Raw genomic sequence first — 20,139 nt, forward strand, 5'->3', positions numbered from 1 at the left:
CCAAATGACAGAGTTTAGTTTAGTACTCATATTTTTAGTAATTGTCGCCATCATTAAAGGCGTGCGCATTGTGCCGCAAGGTGAAGAGTGGGTGGTGGAGCGTTTAGGTAAATTTGCTGGCGTACTCACACCAGGGCTGCATGTTATCAACCCGATTTTTACCAGAGTAAGCTACAAAGTTACCACCAAAGACATTATTCTGGATGTGCCGGAGCAAGAAGTCATCACCCGCGATAACGCAGTAATTCTAGCCAATGCGGTTGCATTTATTAAAGTGACGAAGATTGACCGTGCCGTATACGGCATTGAGAATTTCCGTGAAGCCATGCGCAATATGGTGCAAACCAGTTTACGCTCTATCATTGGCGGTATGGATCTCAACCAAGCCCTTACCTCACGTGACCGCATCAAGTCTGAACTCAAACTTGCGATTGCAGATGAAGCGCTAGACTGGGGTTTAACCGTTAAATCGGTTGAGATTCAAGATATCAAACCATCGCCTAATATGCAGGATGCCATGGAGCGCCAAGCTGCGGCAGAGCGTGAAAGAGTTGCGGTAGTGACCGAGGCTGAAGGTGCAAAACAATCTCTTATTTTAAATGCGGAAGCACGCTTAGAAGCTGCACGTAAAGATGCCGAAGCACAGATGGTGGCGGCGAAAGCCTCTGCAGAATCAATTAAATTTATTACAGAGGCCGTACAAGAAAACAACGCATCAGCGATGTTCTTGTTAGGTGACCGCTACATTACCGCATTACAAAAAATGTCGACATCTGAGAACAGCAAGGTTGTGGTCATGCCAGGCGACTTAGTCGGTGCGGTAAAGAGCTTAATAGGCGGCAAGTAATCTAGCCAATTGCTATGCTGAGCATAGCACGCATGGCAAATTAAGCACACACGGTACAAGCTGGGTCTTTACTCAGCTTGATCGTACGCCACTCCATAGAGAGTGCATCGAGCAACAAGAGCCTGCCCTGCAAACTATCACCGATAGCCATCAGTATTTTTAGCGCTTCTGCCGCTTGGCAAGTGCCTATCATGCCCACTAGCGGAGCAAACACACCATTCGTTGCACAGCGCAAATCACTGTCTTCACCATTATCGGGGAACAGGCAGTGATAACATGGGCTGTTGTCTGAGCGCATGTCATACACCGTGACCTGCCCCTCAAAACCAATGGCCGCCCCAGACACCAGCGGCTTTTTCAACTGCACACAAAGGCGATTCAACAGATAGCGTGTAGCAAAATTATCACTACAATCAATCACCACATCAGCTTGTGTAATCAGTTTCTCAAAATCTGCGGCAGATGATTTTTCACAAACCGTATTCACCGTGATTTCTGGATTTATTGCCTGCAGGGTGGCTTGTGCAGATACGGCTTTATTTACACCGACAGCGCTTGTGGTGTGCACAATTTGGCGCTGTAAATTGGTTAAATCCACCACATCAAAATCACAGATAGTGAGGGTGCCTACACCCGCTGCCGCTAAATACAACGCAACTGGCGAGCCTAAACCGCCAGCACCCACGATTAACGCGTGGCTATTGACTAGTTTATCTTGTCCCTCATATTCAATCTGCGGTAATAAAATATGGCGGCTATAGCGTAGAAGTTGTTGGTCGTTCATAAGTTAATGCAATTGTCCTGCTTCGATCATGGCATTATAGAGAACATAAGGAGAAATCCAAGTCACGATGTGATCAAACTCACCATTGGCGTCAGCAGCACTTCTAGGTTCATGGCTTACGAACACGCCATCATCCACAATGCCGTTAGCATCCGCATCATTCAAGTTAGCAGTTTCATCTGCGCCGCCAATGGCTTGGTTCCCCGTAGCACCTATAGAGTAGATAACAGCCACGGCGTTATTAATCAGATAATTTGTTTCTGGCACGGCGGCGGAACACACCGCGGCAGTTATGCCTACAGAGCTAGCACAAACCCGTAAATCTGGCAGTAAGTTAGACATACCAACCACATTCATACCATCTGCCTCGTTCACTAGTGGCGTCGCAGCATTATCTGCAATATTGGTTGTAAAGTCCGGAGTTGCGGCGCCGCCTGCGCTAGACTGGGTAACGGCATAGCGGATACGATTATCCCAGCCATCTAATGCATACCCTTGCGCATCAGCTGGCTGCATGCCCAAGGTTGCCGCCGGCAGAAAACCTACCGCTTGCGTGCAAGTAGCCGCACCACCTATCGGTTGCTCTATACCATTGCTAACCGCTGTTGCTGGGCAAGGCAAGCGGCCATGCGCCTGCGCGTAACCTAGCAACGCCCTCTTGGCAATCGCTAGCGTATTTTCCGTTTGTAATTGAGCTTGTTGTTGTCGCTGCACTTGCATAGGCATCAGCAGCGCACCAAGGACGAATCCAAGGATAACGATGACAATGGCCATTTCTACCAGTGTAAACCCACCAACACAACGATGTGAAAATGATTTTTTTATCATGGTGCTACGATATATGTATGGTCATTGTAATTTGGGGTTCTTGTTATATTTTGTCTATCAAATATTTGATCTGCATTAGCATTTTCAGCACTATCCAGATAATCATTAATCGCACATGACGGCCTTGATTGCGCACTACCTTTCGAGGGTACGCTAAATGGTGCAACAATTGAACGGCCTGTACCAATTAACAAACTATCTACGTTTGTTTTGTTGCCGCCCGTTAACTTAATGCCAGTCCTAGATGAAGCATAGTAAAAATAATCGTACCATCGATTCGTCATAATCCATGTAGGAAGTTGCGACCCACCAGTATTAAAAACCGGGTCTACGCACGAAGTTCTGGTAGCGCTACCCGCACCAGCTCCCGAACACGCAACATCTGTACAGCTCAAACTGCAACGTGAGTTAGCAGAGGTGAACTCCCCTCCCTTAAAAGTAACCGTGCCGTTGAAGTTAGCGTTGCAGCTACCCAGTGCATTACAACTAAAAGTTTGCCCACCTCTTGAGCACGAGCCCGCACCGGCGCAGGTGCAATCTCGCCCTGAGTAAGAGCAAGCGCCAGAAAAGCTCGTAAAATTATTATTTTTCCGCATTACAATTGCACTGATATTCGTAAAGCCAGTACTGCAACTTGCACTGGTCAACCCGCCGCCACGACTATAGTTACAAGTAAAATCAGCAGGCGCAACGCTGCTTATCGGCAAGACGCCAACTACGTTTGATGCTACACAGGCATAATCTTTACTACTGCCTAAACTCGCTGCGTAGGGGAAGTAGCCAACCCCTCTTCCATTTGGCCGATCACCCGAAGCTGGCTCGTAATAGTTTAAAAGAGCATTCTTTAGTTCGTTTGCAGCCCGCGCCTCTAGCGCGGTTAGCAGTTCGTCCGCAGTGATGTATACCAGCTTATCATTAAAATAGTATGGCTTTTGAAAGACAGTATCATTAGCACCTACTCTTCTAATATCCTCACCCATGATAAATTGGTTAACTTCCAGAGGAGGAAGAGCATAGTTTTTAAACGGCACGCCATCTGAGCTCCTAACGATTCTATCCAAATACTCTCGTGCATCAGGTGCGGCAGATGACCTATCCTGCCCACCAACAGATGTCCCTGGGGCAATAATTACAGCCGCTACACGATTGGATATGACATTTCCATTTCGGTCCACGACCTCTATCCAATCTGTTGCTACATTCGCAACGCCTGGATTGATGATTGGGTTAGCGCCTGTGCCGTTGTAATCATGTACTAAGTTCTTAGATACTGCATACCATAATGGCTCACCAGTCGCATCGCGGAAATCTGCCCCTAATGCTGCGGTTACTGTAATTCCATGGTTATTGCAATTTGGATCTAAACCATGAATTGGCAACCTACCAAGTAAAAAGCTATATGAGAAACTTACGTTAGTGGCAAAGCAGTCACTGTACCCATCGTAATTGCCATCTCCATTCCGGTCAGGATAAGGCATCTGACCCGGATGATTGGGATGGCTCACTGCCCATGCAATCAATGCTGATTTAGCCTCACCTAAGACGCGCATAGTCTTCTCATCCTGCTCAACTTGCAAACTTGATGCATTGAACATTTTGAACATGAACGCTGCGGCACCTAAGCCAATAATAAATGCGATGAGAATAAGCACCATTCCTCGCTGGCCGCTATGCCCAAGTGGACGACTACTCATCACCACCAATCACTCCAGCCTCTTCTAATCTTAGTCGCCTGGCTTTCTCCACCACTTGCAGCTCTTTAATTTGGCTGGTCTCAGGCTCGTACACTTGGCCAGCTTTAAGGCGAATCTTTTTACCGCTAGCTTGTACATCAACCCCTTCTGTACTTGCGGCCTTAGTTGAAAACCCTCGGCGGTTGATTCGCCCAACTTGTACATTATCGACAGCATCACCCTCTTGCACGGCTTGATTATTAATCCAAAGTGTACCCTTCACCCCATCACTGCGCTTCACGTAACCCTGCATGGCAATAGGGGTGGATGTATCTACAGCTAAAGGCTCCGTATCGCTTTCGGGCGATTCTTCATGGGGCGTGGCCACCTTTAACTGCTGGCTTTGTCTAAGCTTGTCTAGCTTCTCACGTTCGGCAGGCTTACTGAATAGGCGCCCAAAGTCATCATTAGGCGCAGCCTGGATGACAGAGAAACCAACACTCATCAAGCTAAAAACTAGTACATGAAACAGTAACTTCAGCATGACTATGGCCCCGCTACGGTTTGGATTGCTGCCGGCTCACGCAGGGTAAGCCAGTCCAGCTCGCACTGTGCATGTAAGTTGGCAGTCAACTGACTGCTCAAAGCGCCGCTCTCGTTCAATCTGGTCATTTCGCAGTCCCTTAAAATCAGCTCAGCCACACCGGCTTTACTTAAAGACTCCGTTAGCTGCAATAAATCTCCTTCATGCAGCATATCAAGCTCAAACTGCATCACCGAGCGGTTTAATGTAAAACCGCCTAGATTAGGTGCAAATGCAGGCGTATATTTTTCCTGCTGTTTAATACTGTATTTAATCCCAAATAACTTATGGTTTTTATGTTGATCTCGCAAGCTCTCCACCCACTCTATGCGACGCTCCTCGCCCACAAAACCTTTATTAATTAAGGTTTGATATTGAGGTAGATATGCGGTAATGACTTCTTTCTCCAAACCGGAAGACTGATAGCGCTGGCGGGCTGCATTGAGCTGATTCTGCTGATTGAGTAATGCCAGTTCCTGTTCAGTTTTATACTGTTGTGCAAGCACGATACACGCCACTACTACGACAATCACCACACCTAACACCACCAAGGGGATTTGCAGCTTTTTCCAGTCATTTGGCTCTAGCTTCATAATGGCTGCACCCCACTTGCGTTAGTCACATCTGAGGCTGGCTTCAACACTATTTTTAATTTAAAGAACGCCGGTTGCTTTTGTGTAGACTGCTCGTCCGTGGTGCTGCCCTGCAAGCTAACAAATGAGCTCACGTTCACCGGCTCTTGCAGCACAACCACTTCGGCAACTCTCGCATCCGCCTTAATGTTAGCCACAAACTGGTTCAGGCTATTCAATGCACGCCGATAATCTCCAGTAAACCCAGAAATTTGTGCTGTGAGAAAGCCCACTTCGATTAACTTAGTCGGGTCGGCAGGCGGCACAGCGTTGGCGGGCGTCTGCACACCACCCGCAGCCGCAGGCAATGGCGTAAATTTATCCTGATCATTAACGTTGCTGTCATTGGTCAGCACCCAATGCAACCGATCAATCTGTACTTCATCCAACGCGCCTTGCGGGGTAGGCGCTAGCGCTGCACTAACCACCTGCATCATCAGTCTTGGTGATTTTGGAAATGCGGCGATGGCTTTATCTAACTCCACTGCAACTTTTAAATCATTCGCGCTAATCTGCGTCACGGGAAAATCTTTTGCGGCCTCGTCATACCGATGCTGCTGAATCTGCGTATCTTGCTGCGCTTGCTCAAAAGCGGACTTATGATCCCAGCCCTCTTTAAACATCCAAGCCGCAGCGACCATGCCAAAGAAACCCACTAAAGCTGTCCCTATCACCAAACCTTGCTTTAATTTATTAAACTGAAAGTATTTAGTGAGCCAGTCTGGTGCTAAGTTATCAACAAAATGGCCATTTGCCAGCAATTGCATATGCATCAACTCTGGCTTTTCTTGCAACAAGGCCACTGGCAAACCTAGTGTTTTGGCTAAGCTGCTCAAGTTGACATCGGAACAATTCAAGCCCTGCTCCTGGCTGATGCCTTGACTAATCTGCTGGGTAGAGCCATTGGCACTCACTAGTGCCAAATTTAAGGGTGTGTCGCGCGAGATATAGCGCTGGCTCATCAAATAAAGACGTGTTTTCTCAATTTCTACCAGATAAAAATAACCCAACTGCCCTGACCCGTCAGGCACATTCGGTACCAAGCGACTCATGCGCAAACAACCATGATGGAAATACGTTTGGCGTAACCCAGAGGAGAGCTTTTCGCAAAGTAACAAGTGTGGCACTGTTAGCTTAAGCTGCCGCATCAATACCTGGCTTAACATAGGCAGCAAGTAAACGCCCACTAACTGCGACTCATGCGCCTTGATAATGGCAACCCAGGCTTGCAGGAAATCATCTTTACTAATCGCTACAAACAAAAAGTTATCATCTTTTCGCTTGTCTTTATCACGGTCAATAAAATGAGCCGTGCGGTAATCCAAACCTCGGTAGTGCTGATTCAACTTACGGGTAATCAGCTCATGCTTCGCACTGCCTGTCGTGTGCGGCAAACTCTCAAGCCTGAAATCTTCCTCTACAGCATCTGCAATCAGATAAACCGGGCTGGATGAGTATTGTTGCAAAAATGCTGCAAATGCCTGATGCCCGGCTTCGTTATTATCAAAAGTCTGGTTGCCTTGCAGCTTACCCGCATACCAAACGCCAACCAGCAACTGGTTGGCCGTAGCACATAACACGAGTTTTTTTGGATTAGCGAATATCATGCTTTGTTATATTGAATCACTTAAATTTTAAGCTTACTAAATGAGTCGTACACCGGACCAAGTACCGAGAACATAATGAACGCAAGTATGCCGCCCAATAGCACCGTGAGCGCAGGCTCTATCATTTTGAGCATTTTCTGCATAGCATCATTCACATCACGGTCATAAAAATAGCTGATATTGAGTAACGACTTATCTAGCGCACCAGTGCTTTCGCCGACCTTAATCATGCGTACCACCAGCTGCGGAAACAATCCGGCATTACGAAAGCTTTCACTCATGGCATCGCCCGCGTTAATCTGCGTGTGCACGCGCGTCAGCGCATCTGCCACCACCCGATTACCGACGATGTTTTCACAAATTTTAATCGCATCCAAAATAGGGATGCCGGTTTGATACATCAATGCAAAATAACGGGCAAACCGCGCCATGATGATTTTATGCAAGATAGGCCCGGTAACGGGGATATTTAATTTAAATAAATCAAACCGGTAACGCGCTGCAGGGTTAGTGCGAATCGTTGCTGCCAGCAAGGCGACGCCAGCCAGGGGCAAACCAAGAATTAACCACCAATAATCCACAAAGGCATTCGACATCGCAATCAAAATCTTGGTATTAAGCGGAAGCTCTTGTCCCATATTGCGCAAAAAAGACACCATCTGTGGCACAACATAAATCATTAAAAAGACAACCGCAAGCGATACCACCACCGCAACAAACGCAGGGTAAGCCAATAGTTTTTTAGTTTGCGACATCAGCTCATCTTGCCAGCGGATGGTATTAAACAGGTTATTCAACACGACTGAGAGCTGACCTGTGCGCTCACCTGCATCAATCAAGCTCACAAATACATCACTAAATACAGCAGGATGCTCAGCCAATGCCTGTGACAGCATTTTGCCACCTTCGACCTCGGCACTAATGGCGCCCAGTACTTTTTGGAAATATGGGTTGTTAGTGCTCTCGCGCAAGTCGACCAAGCACTCCAGTAGCGGCACGCCGGCACTGGATAGTTGTTCCAGTTGAAAGCAAAACATGACTAAGTCTTGATTGGTGACTTTATTGCGATTAAACAGGCTGGTAGATCTAGTCGCTAAGCGAAAGGTAATTAAATCCAAACCCATGCGCTCAAGCCGCATTTCCAAATCGACCTCATTGAGTGCATCCACCTGCCCCATGGCAATGCGGCCTAATTTATCAACGGCTTTATAGCTAAAAGATGGCATAGCTTACGTACTGATCCTGCTGGTTAAATCAATCACCCGCATCACTTCTGTCACACTGGTGTATCCCTCTAAAATCCGCCGCACGCCATCCTCAGCTAAAGTGACAAATCCTTTATCCAATGCCACTTTCTTCAGCTCATCCAAATGGGCACGTCGCGAAATCAATGCATCCATATCCGAGTCTATGCGTAGCAGCTCAATAATCGCCATACGCCCTCTATAACCGGTTTGATTACAATGCTTACATCCTTTTGGCTTGTAAATCGGTGTTTGATCGTTTGGTTTAAGCCGCAAAATCTTGCGCTCAATATCATCCGGCTTGTGTTTTTCTTTGCAATGCGGGCACAGCACGCGCACTAAGCGCTGGGCTACCACGCCAATAATATTGCCGGCCATAATGTCAGGCAGAATACCGATATCGGTTAAACGCGGAAAAGCACCCAATGCTGAGTTGGTATGTAAAGTACTGAATACCTGATGTCCGGTCATCGCCGCGCGGAACGCCATCATGGCAGTATCTGCATCGCGGATTTCACCCACTAAAATGATATCGGGGTCTTGCCGCATAATAGAGCGGATACCATTGGCAAAATCTACCTTATTCACCTCAGCCACCGATGTCTGGCGCATCATGGTCACCGGATACTCCACTGGGTCTTCCAGTGTCATGATATTGACCGCTTCTGTGTTCTGATGGGTTAGCAATGAATAAAGAGTCGTAGTTTTACCGCTACCGGTAGGCCCCGTGACAATCAAAATCCCCTCGGGACGCGTCATCATCAATTGCAGTTCGTCTAGCGTTTCTGGACGCAGCCCCATGCGCTCCATCGGGATAATAGATTTCTCACGATCAAGCACACGCAATACGATATTTTCACCATGGATGGTGGGGTGTGTAGACACCCTGAAGTCGATAGGACGTCCGCATAAGTTCATATTCAGGCGGCCATCTTGTGGCGCACGCGTTTCCGCAATATCCAGCCCACTAACCACTTTCAAGCGAACGGCTAAACCACCCCAATAGCTTTTATGCAAACTTCTAATCTGCTGCAATACGCCGTCGATTCTATAACGTATGCGTAAAAAAGCCTGCTCTGGCTCAAAGTGAATATCCGAGGCGCCGCGCTTCACTGCATCCATCAACAAAGCACCGACCAAGCGCACTACCGGTTGTGTATATTCATTATCATCTGCACTTAAACTCTGATAATCAATTTCACCGGTTTCAATCTCGCGCAAAATGCCGTCAACAGATAATTCATAGCCATAAAACTGGTCAATCACCTCTTCCAGCTGCGCTTCGGCCGCCAATACCGGTTTTAACTGAATCTGCCCGCCCAGCATGGCACGTAACTGATCCAATGCCACCACATTGAACAAATCCGCCATGGCCACCACCATGGTTCTGGTTAGCGCGTCGTACGCCACTGGTAACAAGTGGTATCGGCGTGAGAAATCTTGCGGTACCATTTGCAACGCTTCAAAATCAGCCACTACGGTGGTTAAATCAACACTATCTGTACCGATAGTATGCGCAACGGTGTCGCGCACCATTGCCTCAGTCACAAAGCCTAAGCGCACCAATTGACGCCCTAACGGCAAGTCATTATGCTCTTGCTCAATCAGCGCAATGCGCAGCTGATCCTGGCTAATTAAGCCCTGCTGCACCATCAACTCGCCTAAGCGAATTTTACGCCGCTGTTCAGCCATTTAATTTAGCCTGTTTATATAAGTTCATTATTGTTTTTTTCATTTACCTAATCAGCACTACGACTATCTTGAATAATTATGTAGAGGCCTCACTACTGCAACGCGCGGACCCTTGCCTCTACCTGAGCACGGTCTGGGCTGGCAGCACCCGTCATATTCAGCAAATCAAGCGCACGCTGATATTGCACCAATGCTAATTTTGGCTTGCCTAAATGCTCTAAACTAATCGCCAAGTTAAATGCATAATCGGCACTAATCGGTGCAAACTGGCTAGCGCTAAAATAAGCAGCCTGTGCAGAAGCCCACTGATTTTGTGTAGCATATAAATTACCTAAAGCCGCATGCAAGTTAGCCGCTTCGGGCTGGCGTGCCAGCATGCTTTTAATCTTACTCTCGGCCCCTACCGCATCTGTATTCGCCTCTAAATCCGCCATCGCCGATTGAGCAATACTATTTCTAGGCTCAATTTCCGTGACCTTACGATACCATCCGAGAGCATCCATATTGCGGGTTTGGCGCTGTGCAATTGCCGCCATGCCCAGCAGGGCATCCACATTTCTGACATCCTTTTGCAATACTTGGCGATACTTCTGCTGTGCAGAAACATCATCACCGCGGTTAAATGCCTCATACGCAGCAAGCAATGTAGGGTCAACTCCCGATGCCTGCGCTTTACTCACGAGCCTTAGCGGCTCTTTTGGCTCAGTCGCTGCAGGTTCGCGTCGCACAGCCTCATCCACTTTTGTCAATTTGCGCGCGGTTGCTGAAACTGGTGGCTGAAAGGTTGAAATCGCCTCTCCAGCAGCAGGCTCACCTGCTGACATTGGCTCATCTACCTTAGCTGCTTGCTTAAGCTTTTCTGACGCAGGCTTCACCATCGCACCACTATCCTGCACCGGATTTGCAGCCACCCCATCAGCACTTACATTATCCATTGTGCTTTGTACCTCAGCCGGCTGGCTAGCTGCGGCATCCTCAAGCGCAGAACTCACTTCACTTTCCACAACTGCAACATTAGCCGCTGGCGGCGCTGGTGTTACAACCACGACCTCACTGACGCCCAGCGCCTTAATATATTTATATCCTTGTAAGCCCAACAAAATCATCAAAGCGCCAGCAACACCCAGCAACAGCAAAGCAATTCGTGAGCTGGCAGTTTTAACTGCGTGATTTGCCACAAATACACTGGCAGCTGCCTTTTGATTACCCTTAGCAGCATCAGCCTGCGCTTTCAGGTTAGCAACACTTGCCATTGCCGCCTCATTAAACGCATCAGCCTTACTTTTTGTTTTAGTGGACGCAGGCTGGGCAAGATGTTTAGTTGGGACATCCTCTTTGGATTTGACATCAGCGCCAATCAAGCCCGCCTCTTCAGCCAGAGATAAATCCATACTCCTGAACGCACTTTTATCTTGCGCTAAGGCAAAAGATTCGGCATGTTTGTCCACAGCACTTTCATCAGCGTTTGTAATAGCCTTTGCATTATCTGGCTCAAGTTCTAGCGGCGAGAGTGACAACGCGTCAGAAGGTAAAATATCCGTGCGTCCGGATTTCTCAGCCTTCTGTTTATCTTTTTCGGCTGTCGCCAGTGCTTTGATTAGCAAACTCATTTGCTAATTACCTTTCGCTCTCAGCATCTAATGTATTTTCCAGTTGCTGTGAAGGAAGATACTGCTTGTAGGCAGAAAGCTCATCGCTTTCTAAACTCGCGCTAATAATCACTGTAGGTCGTAGGAAAATAACCAGCTCAGTTTTACGATTTGCGTCATTTTGTCCAGTAAATACTTTTCCTACACCAGGCACTTTTGACAAGCCTGGCACTTTATCGGTGTTCGTCAGCACATCGTCCTGCATTAAACCTCCAAGTACAGCTGTATTCCCGCTTAAAATCTGTAACATCGACTCCATTTCGCGCACTTGAATTTCAGGCACTAAACTTTCAACTGTTAAATTAGGATTGGGGTCTTTTTTGAACCCCAGCACCCTCGAAACCGTTGGTCGTATATTGATATTCACGTTACTCAAATCATTGATTTGCGGGGTAACACTCATCACAACGCCAACAGGCACTGTATTCGGTGTAGTTGTCACGGTAGACAATATACCTCCGCCTACAGAGCCCTGTGATTGCTGTGACTGCACTGTAAAATACACCAAATTATCTACAACTTTTAGCACTGCAGTTTGGTTATTAAGCACCATCAACTTAGGGCTGGACAGCACTTTAGTTGAGCCAAACTGCTCAAGTAAATTAATAGATGCCGCAATATTACCTATTTTGCTTACCGGGTTAAGGTATCCAGCCACAAACCCAGCATTAGTAGCCGTGCCAAATGCATTCGCGGTAGTAGTGAAAGTGTTCCCTGTTGCATTAATACTGTTAGTTTGCGCACCTAACTGCTGCCTAAACTGAAAACCACTATTAGTCGCGCTATTATTTAATCGGCTCCAATCAATCCCTGCCTGAAAGCTATCACTAAGCCTCACTTCAACAATGGTCGCTTCAATTAACACCTGACGTTTAGCACTCGCGAGCACTTTATCCAAAAACTCCTGAACTCGCTCATGCTGCTTGTTTGTGCCACGAACACTGATTACGCCAGCCTCACGATTAGAAATCACATTGGCTGCAAACAAGGTTTTGTATTCAGTAAAGGCCTTCTGGGTATCTGCTCTTAGGTTAGGCTCAGCTTTTTGTGCATTCCCAGCAACACCTGCGGATCCCTCTTTAGCGCTTTGAGTATCTGCGCTAGCTGACTGTTTATCTGCCTCTAATCTGCCAATAATGATTTCTTTATCGCTCTCGGCTAACAATGCTGTGATATTTTTTTCCAAGGTGTCCCAAAAACGGTTATTGGACTCACTTCTAACCATGGTACGAGAACTATTATTCGCACCCGTACCTGACGTGTTACTTGTTGTGCCACCGCTAGCACTAGAACTCTGGCCAGTGCTAGAAATTTGACCATCCACACCGATAAAACCAACCGCATCTCGTGACATGTTCACATAGTCAACCTTATACGTCCTCAACACTGGTTGGTCTGGCGTTATTGTCAGCACCTTACCCTTAACGTTATAAGTTAAATCCACCTGTTTAGATAAGCGCTCCAAAATCGCCGGCAAGGTTTGGTCTACGGCATTTAAAGTCACTCGTCCTTGAATGGCAGGGTGGATATCAATATTGAGCTTGCTGTCTCTGGCTATTGCAAACAGCACTTCTTTCACGGGAGTGTCGTAAACAACAATACTGTAAACAGGCTCTTTTGCTTTAGGTGTAGGTGGCGGCAAATACTGACTGTTAGTGACCGGCTTAGGAATAGCAGCAGATGCTGCAGGCGTTGCTGGTTTTGAGGTCAGGGATGGGGAGGATGTATTTTGGCCATCAATATGTCCTGTTGATGGCTTCACTTTGGATTGATGTGAGCACGCCGACATCCCCAAAACCAAGGTCATGCATAGCAGTGTTGATACTGTTTTATTCTTTATCACGGCTTGGTTACCCCTACATTCTGTAACTTTATCTGTACACTTTTTAATCATTTTCCATGATACCGCAAAAAATGCAAGAAAATACAAATAGCAACAACAAGTTACAGGAGTAAATCAAGGTTATTAATGAGGTGGAACACCAAACTTCACAGCGAACTCATGCGTAATTAAATTCTATGCCCGCGCAGCATCGCCAATCTAAACACGCACAATCATTAAAAACAGATAAATATCACGACATATCCACTACAAAATTTAATTAAGCGGCACGATATCTTTATTAATTCCAGCCAAGGTTCTTAAATAAGGCCGGTTGTTTTTAATAGATGGGGGCAAGCTTTTGAGTGCATCCAGTGCATCAGCCCGCTGCGCGTAAGCGCCATACAACACTACGGTATATAAGCCATCAGCTTTGCGCATACGGTAAAGATAAATATTATCCACCTCCACTTGCCGACTTAAACTCTCAAGCTCTGCAACCAGTTGCACATCTTCAACCTTCTCATCTGTCGACACTGCATTGGGCACCGATTTAATTTGCAGCAATACGGTTTCTGGCTTTGCACTCTTTAATAGTTTACTCATCGCATCCAAACGCTGACGCACCAACCCTTCTGCGCCTTCTAGAGTAGGCTTATCAACAGCCACAGCGACATCTTTCAATGTCACGGGTACATTAGCATTAGTCAGTGCAGAAAAGTCATTGACCTTCACTTGCGTATTTGTCACGGCAACAGCGGATTGTTTAGCTGCATGAGGCAGGCTAGAGTTGACGGTGGCAGGGGCAACCTTCACCGACTGGATTGGTTTCGCCGTCACTTTTGCAGCACTTTGCTGAACAGATGGGCGCTGCCACATCATCGCCGCGACTAGCATCCCACTTAAAATCACTAGTAAACACAGGAACCACACCGCAATTTGTTTATAACTGCTAAACTTTTGTCCATACAAACTTTCAGCAAACTCACTATCTTGGATAGCTGCTTTTACATGCTTAGGCGTTACTTGATAGACATTGTCAGCAAATGCCGCCAACAAAGCTTTATCGGCCAGGATATTCACACGTCTCACCAAGCCCTGCGCTGCATGAGACAACTTTTTAATTGACGCTTCGGTAAACAAATGGGGGCCATGATAGCCCGCTGCGCGCAATCTAAAAATCAGATATTCACCAACATCCTTCGTGTGTAAGGGGCCTAAATTAAAACGATGCGTGATGCGCTCTCGCAACTGGCGAATTTGCTCTTGGTTTAAATTCTCATCCAACTCGGGCTGTCCAAACAGCACAATCTGCAACAGTTTGTCTTGCTTGGTTTCCAGATTGGAAAGCAGGCGAATTTCCTCCAGCGTTGCCAGCGGCATGCCTTGCGCCTCCTCAACAAAAATCACGACTTGGCGGCCTTCTGCGTGCCGATTTAGCAAATGCGCCTGCAAAGCCTGCATCACCGTCAATCGATCCGCATCTTTAGGCAAATCTAACTGCAGCTCAAAAGCAATCGCATGCAACACATCTTCAGGCGCTACGCTGGGGTTTGCAAGATAAATACTCTCGATTCTTTCGGGGAGTATAGTTTGCAACATTCTGCACAGCATGGTTTTGCCACTACCCACCTCACCAACTACTTTGACAATACCCTCGCCGTTACCAATGGCATACACTAAGGCATCAAGGACTGCGCCGCGATTACCACCAGAAAAGAAAAAGTCTGTATTGGGGGTAATCTTAAACGGGGGTTGCTGCAAACCAAAGTGTGGATAATACAAGTGATTTCCTAGTGACGATTAGTCTTCTTGTGTGTTCATACGGCTATACAGCGTTGTTCGATTCACATTTAACAATTTAGCTGCCTGACTTAAATTACCATGCGTCATTTTCATTGCTGCGTCGATATAAGCACGCTCCCAAGACTTAAGCACAGCATCTAAACTCACATTCACTTGGCGCTGCAAATGTTTTTGCGCTTGCGCGGTCATGCTCGCATCATCGTTAAAATTAAAGGCGTCTGCACTCGATGCCGGCTCACTTAAGTCAAACTCAGCAAGCAACTCATTTTCTTTAACGGTCTTGCCAGAATATTTGGCAATTAACCGTATCACGATATTTCTTAGCTCGCGGACATTGCCTGGGAAGTCATAATCCAGCCAACGTACTTCTGCTTTTGCATCTAGCCTAAAAGGTGCCTTATCAATTTGCTTGGTATAAAACTCAATAAAATGATCACGCAACAGATGCTTATCATCTGCCAACTCGCGTAACGGTGGCACATGTACCGTAAATACACTTAAACGGTGATATAAGTCGGACCTGAACTTACCAGCACGCACCTCGGCTCTTAAATCGCGATTGGTTGCTGCAACAATCCGTGCTCGGCTTTTACGGGTTTGCGTTTCACCGATACGCTGATACTCGCCATTCTCCAACACACGTAACAGCTTGGCCTGCAACTCTAAAGGCAACTCACCAATTTCGTCTAAGAATAAAGTGCCCTCACCGGCATCCTCAAAGTAACCAGCGTGCGCAGTCACCGCGCCTGTAAATGCACCTTTTGCGTGGCCAAACAGGATAGATTCAGCCAGCAACGGGGAAACCGCAGCACAATTAACCGATAAATAAGGATAAAGTAAGCGCTGACTTGCAAAATGAAAGCTGCTCGCCACTAACTCTTTTCCACTACCAGATTCACCTTCAATCAAAACTGGGAAAGGAGAGTCCGCAAACTGCCGAATTTGCATACGTAACGCTTGGATAGGTAAGCTATTGCCAAGCAAGCCACCATGCTCTTGCTCCACCCGCATCTCGTTAAGCTCAACATCCTGCACTTTGAGCGCATTCAACAACATGTCTTTAAGCTTTTCTACATCACAAGGCTTGGCAATAAAATCCACAGCCCCCAATGCAAGCGCATGCTTCACGTTCACATCATCACTCTGACCTGAAAGTACATGAATTTTAATCGTTGGCGAGTGTGTCAGCAGCGCGCTAATGACTTTGAAGCCCTCTTCGGGGGTGTGGGGCGTTGGCGGCAGGCCCAAGTCGACTAAAGCCAGAGCGGGAGGAGAATCTAACTGTTGCAGCAAACTTTTCAATTGCGTGTACGACTCTGCCACACACACTTCAAAATATTTACTCAACACAAAATGTAAGGTATCAGTGATTAGCGGGTCATCATCAATAATCATCAATACAGGACGTAGTGCCGCCATTAACAAACCCTTTTTTTAAATTAGATAATAACTATAACCAACGCCACTATAGCCTGATTAGTTTGATGTATCAATACTTTCGCCACCCATGCAGTATGATGAAAACCGAGATAAAAACCATAATTAAACACCTAGCCAATTCAGCAGTAAAACGGCCAAAAAACCCTAGTGTTTTTGACGCGCCACCAATAGCGACTCACAAGCTGTACTTTGCAATGACTCTACAGCCATCACAGGTAGATTATCACCCCAAAATTGACTGAAAAGTGTAGGCAATGTGCTTCTAGATAAGCTAAGGCCTCAATACCACCGGCTTTGTGGGCTTTTGATTTACCTCTTCACACTTACTTGGGAAACAAAAGACTGAGGCACACTTCCCAACAACACTCAAACCATCATGCGCAACACCCTGCATGATGCACGCAACGAACAGCGCAATAGCCATATATCTTAACCAGGGCAAAGATACCCTCTTGACTATGCAATTGATACTAATTTAACGCTAGTGATACCCATGCAGCATCAGCGCCTTGATATCTGTTCAAAAAAAAGCCCTGCTATCATGCAGGGCTTTAAAACAGAGAGTTAGCCAACAAAGCACCAACCCACACCAACAAAAGTCACAGCTTCAAGCTCACACTAAGTAATACATAGTGATTACGAACTCTAAGTGCGGCTTGAGCAATGACACATCATTATTACTTATCTACCTAGGCACTAATCTGCTGACGGTGCGTACGCTGACTTCTTGCCACCAAACTCATAACGCACACCGATCCATGCAGAGCGTGGTGCACCCGGTGCTAAGAATGTTTCACCCACGGTCATAGAGCGGCGGTTATTTGAACCACCGATCATGTAGTTACCGCTTGCTGGGCTGAACGGACTTGCGCCGAGTTGCCCAGCCGTTGCGTACTCTTTGTCCAACACATTATTCACACGTGCAAACAGGTTCCATTCATTATTAATCTGGAATGCTGCCGATAGATTAATCGTACTATAACCAGCAATTTTGCCGCCACCAAGGAAAGTGCCGCCTGATTCATGCTTGTTATTCTCATTACCACGTGCATAAGAGCCAGCAATTGCAAGCAGATCACCGCCAACGCTAAACCTGTCGGTTACACGGTAATTAGAATAGAACTTGAACACATTTCTTGGCACCAATGGGATGCGGTTACCTTTTTTAACATTGACATTACCATCATCCGCCGACGAGTTAGCTTCAGCCATAAAAGTTTCGTTACTTTGATAGGTAGCATCCAAGAAAGTATAGTTTGCGCCAAACCCTAAATTACCAACTACCGCATTTAGGCCACCCTCAACCCCACGACGGCGCGTTTCGCCAAAGTTCTTAAAGTAACCTTCACCAGAAGTTGGGCTGCTAATGAACTGGATATCATCGTAGTTGGTTGCAGTAAACACGCCTGCATTCCAAGATACGGCACTATTCAGCTTACCACGTAAACCAGCTTCCCATGTTTTAGTCACAACCTGATCGAGCGGCGGGTCACCGGCCATGGCATTAGGTAAACGGCAACCATTGTCAGGATTAGCACAGCCAAGCTCAATACTGGTTGGCGCACGGCTGCCCTCATTGTAGCCAGCATAAGCATTCAAGGCACCGCTTACTGCATAAGTTAAACCTAGTGCTGGATTAACGCGACTAAAGGTATGATTGCCACTTAGTGAGTCATCAGCATCTCGGTAAATATCACCATCCAAACGGTCGCTATTTTTCACGCGGATATGGTTATAGCGTGCAGCAGCAGTCACATGTAGCTTATCAGTAACAGCTAGAGTGTCTGTCGCAAAAACACTCCAAGTGTAATTCTTACCGCGTAAATTAACGCGTGCATCATCCAACTCATTATCCGCATTAAAGTCCATGCCGTTAGTTGGGTCAAGGAAGAAACCTGTGCCGCGAATACCGCGATCACTAGTCACACTACCATATTCAGAAGATGCCTTATAAGTGCTACGGCTAAAATCGAAACCACTGCCAATACTATAGCTGTTAGCGCGTCCCCAAAGCTGATTACTTACGTTTACCTGGCCAAAAATCCCCATATTTTCTTGGTTAACTTCGCTACGGTTAATTAAGCCAGTACATTTTTCTAAAGGCTCACCGCCCACGCTCGCAAGTTGCGCAGGGCAAGCAGAGACAAAGCCAGCAGTCAAAATGTTTTGTCCCTGACCACCCACCTCTTCTGGCAACGCACCATCATTCAGGTCACCGTTATAGCTACGGGTCTTAATCTTACGGTAATAGGTGTTACCAGTTAGTGATACATTATCAGTAAAGTAATGTGCCAATTGCAGGTTTAAAAAGTTGGATTTATTTTGTGTATTATCAGGCCATGTAAATACACTGTCGTAATTACGGCGCAGCATACTTTGCGGAGTCATGCCATTCCCATTCAGATCGGTATCTGCCCAAGCGTAAGTCAGGTTTAGATCTGTTTTTTCGCCATGCCAGCCCAATTTACCGAATAACTGCTTAGAGTTAGATTCAGAATGATCACGCCAGCCGTTTTCATCAAAGAAAGTACCGGCAACAAAGTAATCAATATTATCAGCTACTCCGCCATACTCCATATTGGTAACATTACGACCCCAACTACCAAACAAGGTCTGCAGCGCGCCACCTGGGTTATCACGGCCGTTTTTAGTTTGTATCGACAATGCACCACCCAGCGTATTCAATCCAAACATCGGGTTTGAGCCCGGCATCAACTGCATGCCTTTGATCGCATTTTTAGGAATCAAATCCCAGCTAACCACATCACCAAATGGCTGGTTCATACGCACACCATCCATATAAATAGAAAGACCTTGTGGTGTTCCCAATAAAGGTGATGCAGTAAATCCACGATAATTGACGTCTGGCTGCAATGGGTTATTCTGAACTTCGTTCACATAAACACTACCCATATGGCGCTTCATATACTCACTGATATCCAAAGATTGGGTACGATCCAAATCTTCAGCATCTACTGTTTGCACATTGGAAGGAATTTGACTGACTGGCACACCGACAGATGGTAGCGGTGTTGTACTCACCACCTCAACCTTGTCAATTGTAATCTTTTCCCCAGCTTGCACCGCCTGCGGTACCGAATAGGCGGCTAATATGGCCAGCAAGATCAGCTTTGGTTTCATTGTGTTTTGCATACATCTCCCTGTCGTTATTTTAAATACGGGGATCTTGTACGCAAAAGACATACCAACATTAAGCATCAATAATAATCAAACTAAATCATGGAGTTAAGCATTAAAACACCAAAAACATACATGAAGGCACCAGAAAGCTGGCTTTAATCAACCACCAAAATGGCTAAAAGCAACCACAAACCAATACGTGCAGGGCTAGCATTAGTACAGCAATTGATGGGCATAATTGCCCTTGACATCAATCATGCACCGCATGGAGAGATCTCTGCAAGAAGTCTATTTATGACTACAGAGAGAAGCATCTTGACCTAGTATCAACAAAACCGTTTAGATGTGCAGTGAATTGTACTTTATGCACATCGGCAAGACCGAGCACAAA

14 protein-coding genes are annotated in these 20,139 nt (G+C 46.4%); 1 reads left to right on the forward strand and 13 read right to left on the reverse strand.

Annotated elements, in window-relative coordinates; genetic code table 11:
* Nucleotides 1–4 precede the first annotated feature (4 nt).
* A complete protein-coding gene (locus tag C3Y98_RS08540) occupies nt 5–847 on the forward strand; it encodes an SPFH domain-containing protein (RefSeq protein WP_135278151.1) in 843 nt (280 codons plus the stop codon).
* A gap of 40 nt (nt 848–887) precedes the next feature.
* Here C3Y98_RS08540 and C3Y98_RS08545 read toward each other — a convergent pair whose 3' ends face one another.
* The 13 genes from C3Y98_RS08545 to C3Y98_RS08605 all read right to left on the reverse strand — a co-directional run bounded on the left by C3Y98_RS08545 (nt 888) and on the right by C3Y98_RS08605 (nt 19,760).
* A complete protein-coding gene (locus C3Y98_RS08545) occupies nt 888–1,631 on the reverse strand; it encodes a HesA/MoeB/ThiF family protein (RefSeq protein WP_135278153.1) in 744 nt (247 codons plus the stop codon).
* Nucleotides 1,632–1,634: 3 nt separating this feature from the next.
* On the reverse strand, nt 1,635–2,459 hold the full coding sequence (locus tag C3Y98_RS08550) for a type II secretion system protein (RefSeq protein ID WP_135278155.1): 825 nt from the start codon (nt 2,457–2,459) through the stop codon (nt 1,635–1,637).
* The gene (locus tag C3Y98_RS08555) at nt 2,456–4,153 is read right to left on the reverse strand and encodes a hypothetical protein (RefSeq protein ID WP_245234347.1); all 1,698 of its coding nucleotides are present in this window, start codon (nt 4,151–4,153) and stop codon (nt 2,456–2,458) included. The genes C3Y98_RS08550 and C3Y98_RS08555 overlap by 4 nt, the downstream gene beginning before the upstream one ends.
* Nucleotides 4,146–4,676 (reverse strand): hypothetical protein, encoded by a 531-nt coding sequence (locus C3Y98_RS08560; RefSeq protein WP_135278157.1) that lies wholly within the window; start codon nt 4,674–4,676, stop codon nt 4,146–4,148. The genes C3Y98_RS08555 and C3Y98_RS08560 overlap by 8 nt, the downstream gene beginning before the upstream one ends.
* Nucleotides 4,677–4,678: 2 nt before the next feature.
* Nucleotides 4,679–5,308: a hypothetical protein gene (locus C3Y98_RS08565; protein WP_135278159.1), complete on the reverse strand. Its 630-nt coding sequence runs from the start codon at nt 5,306–5,308 to the stop codon at nt 4,679–4,681.
* A complete protein-coding gene (locus C3Y98_RS08570; protein WP_135278161.1) occupies nt 5,305–6,954 on the reverse strand; it encodes a hypothetical protein in 1,650 nt (549 codons plus the stop codon). Before C3Y98_RS08570 ends, C3Y98_RS08565 begins: the two co-directional genes overlap by 4 nt.
* Nucleotides 6,955–6,974: 20 nt before the next feature.
* Nucleotides 6,975–8,180 (reverse strand): type II secretion system F family protein, encoded by a 1,206-nt coding sequence (locus tag C3Y98_RS08575; protein WP_135278163.1) that lies wholly within the window; start codon nt 8,178–8,180, stop codon nt 6,975–6,977.
* A gap of 3 nt (nt 8,181–8,183) precedes the next feature.
* Nucleotides 8,184–9,890 carry a GspE/PulE family protein gene (locus C3Y98_RS08580; RefSeq protein ID WP_135278165.1) on the reverse strand — a complete coding sequence of 569 codons (1,707 nt, stop codon included), beginning with the start codon at nt 9,888–9,890 and terminating at the stop codon, nt 8,184–8,186.
* A 92-nt stretch (nt 9,891–9,982) separates the two neighbouring features.
* Nucleotides 9,983–11,500 (reverse strand): tetratricopeptide repeat protein, encoded by a 1,518-nt coding sequence (locus C3Y98_RS08585; RefSeq protein ID WP_135278167.1) that lies wholly within the window; start codon nt 11,498–11,500, stop codon nt 9,983–9,985.
* Between the two features lie 7 nt (nt 11,501–11,507).
* On the reverse strand, nt 11,508–13,382 hold the full coding sequence (gene mshL, locus C3Y98_RS08590; RefSeq protein WP_425339466.1) for a pilus (MSHA type) biogenesis protein MshL: 1,875 nt from the start codon (nt 13,380–13,382) through the stop codon (nt 11,508–11,510).
* Nucleotides 13,383–13,637: 255 nt separating this feature from the next.
* Nucleotides 13,638–15,146, reverse strand: a complete 1,509-nt coding sequence (locus C3Y98_RS08595) for an ExeA family protein (protein ID WP_135278169.1) — start codon at nt 15,144–15,146, stop codon at nt 13,638–13,640.
* Between the two features lie 18 nt (nt 15,147–15,164).
* Nucleotides 15,165–16,586, reverse strand: coding sequence for a sigma-54-dependent transcriptional regulator (locus C3Y98_RS08600; RefSeq protein WP_135278171.1), 1,422 nt, complete (start codon nt 16,584–16,586; stop codon nt 15,165–15,167).
* Nucleotides 16,587–17,303: 717 nt separating this feature from the next.
* Nucleotides 17,304–19,760 carry a TonB-dependent receptor gene (locus C3Y98_RS08605; RefSeq protein WP_135278173.1) on the reverse strand — a complete coding sequence of 819 codons (2,457 nt, stop codon included), beginning with the start codon at nt 19,758–19,760 and terminating at the stop codon, nt 17,304–17,306.
* Nucleotides 19,761–20,139 lie beyond the last annotated feature (379 nt).

Source organism: Methylotenera oryzisoli (assembly GCF_004661485.1).
Lineage (GTDB): Bacteria > Pseudomonadota > Gammaproteobacteria > Burkholderiales > Methylophilaceae > Methylotenera > Methylotenera oryzisoli.

What these genes read in the sequence shown, in the direction of transcription:
- C3Y98_RS08585 (WP_135278167.1), bottom strand. Translation starts at nt 11,500, where the DNA reads ATGAGTTTGCTAATCAAAGCACTGGCGACAGCCGAAAAAGATAAACAG.
- C3Y98_RS08600 (WP_135278171.1), bottom strand. Translation starts at nt 16,586, where the DNA reads ATGGCGGCACTACGTCCTGTATTGATGATTATTGATGATGACCCGCTA.
- C3Y98_RS08560 (WP_135278157.1), bottom strand. Translation starts at nt 4,676, where the DNA reads ATGCTGAAGTTACTGTTTCATGTACTAGTTTTTAGCTTGATGAGTGTT.
- C3Y98_RS08605 (WP_135278173.1), bottom strand. Translation starts at nt 19,760, where the DNA reads ATGCAAAACACAATGAAACCAAAGCTGATCTTGCTGGCCATATTAGCC.
- C3Y98_RS08570 (WP_135278161.1), bottom strand. Translation starts at nt 6,954, where the DNA reads ATGATATTCGCTAATCCAAAAAAACTCGTGTTATGTGCTACGGCCAAC.
- C3Y98_RS08545 (WP_135278153.1), bottom strand. Translation starts at nt 1,631, where the DNA reads ATGAACGACCAACAACTTCTACGCTATAGCCGCCATATTTTATTACCG.
- C3Y98_RS08540 (WP_135278151.1), top strand. Translation starts at nt 5, where the DNA reads ATGACAGAGTTTAGTTTAGTACTCATATTTTTAGTAATTGTCGCCATC.
- C3Y98_RS08565 (WP_135278159.1), bottom strand. Translation starts at nt 5,308, where the DNA reads ATGAAGCTAGAGCCAAATGACTGGAAAAAGCTGCAAATCCCCTTGGTG.
- C3Y98_RS08550 (WP_135278155.1), bottom strand. Translation starts at nt 2,459, where the DNA reads ATGATAAAAAAATCATTTTCACATCGTTGTGTTGGTGGGTTTACACTG.
- C3Y98_RS08575 (WP_135278163.1), bottom strand. Translation starts at nt 8,180, where the DNA reads ATGCCATCTTTTAGCTATAAAGCCGTTGATAAATTAGGCCGCATTGCC.
- C3Y98_RS08555 (WP_245234347.1), bottom strand. Translation starts at nt 4,153, where the DNA reads ATGAGTAGTCGTCCACTTGGGCATAGCGGCCAGCGAGGAATGGTGCTT.
- C3Y98_RS08580 (WP_135278165.1), bottom strand. Translation starts at nt 9,890, where the DNA reads ATGGCTGAACAGCGGCGTAAAATTCGCTTAGGCGAGTTGATGGTGCAG.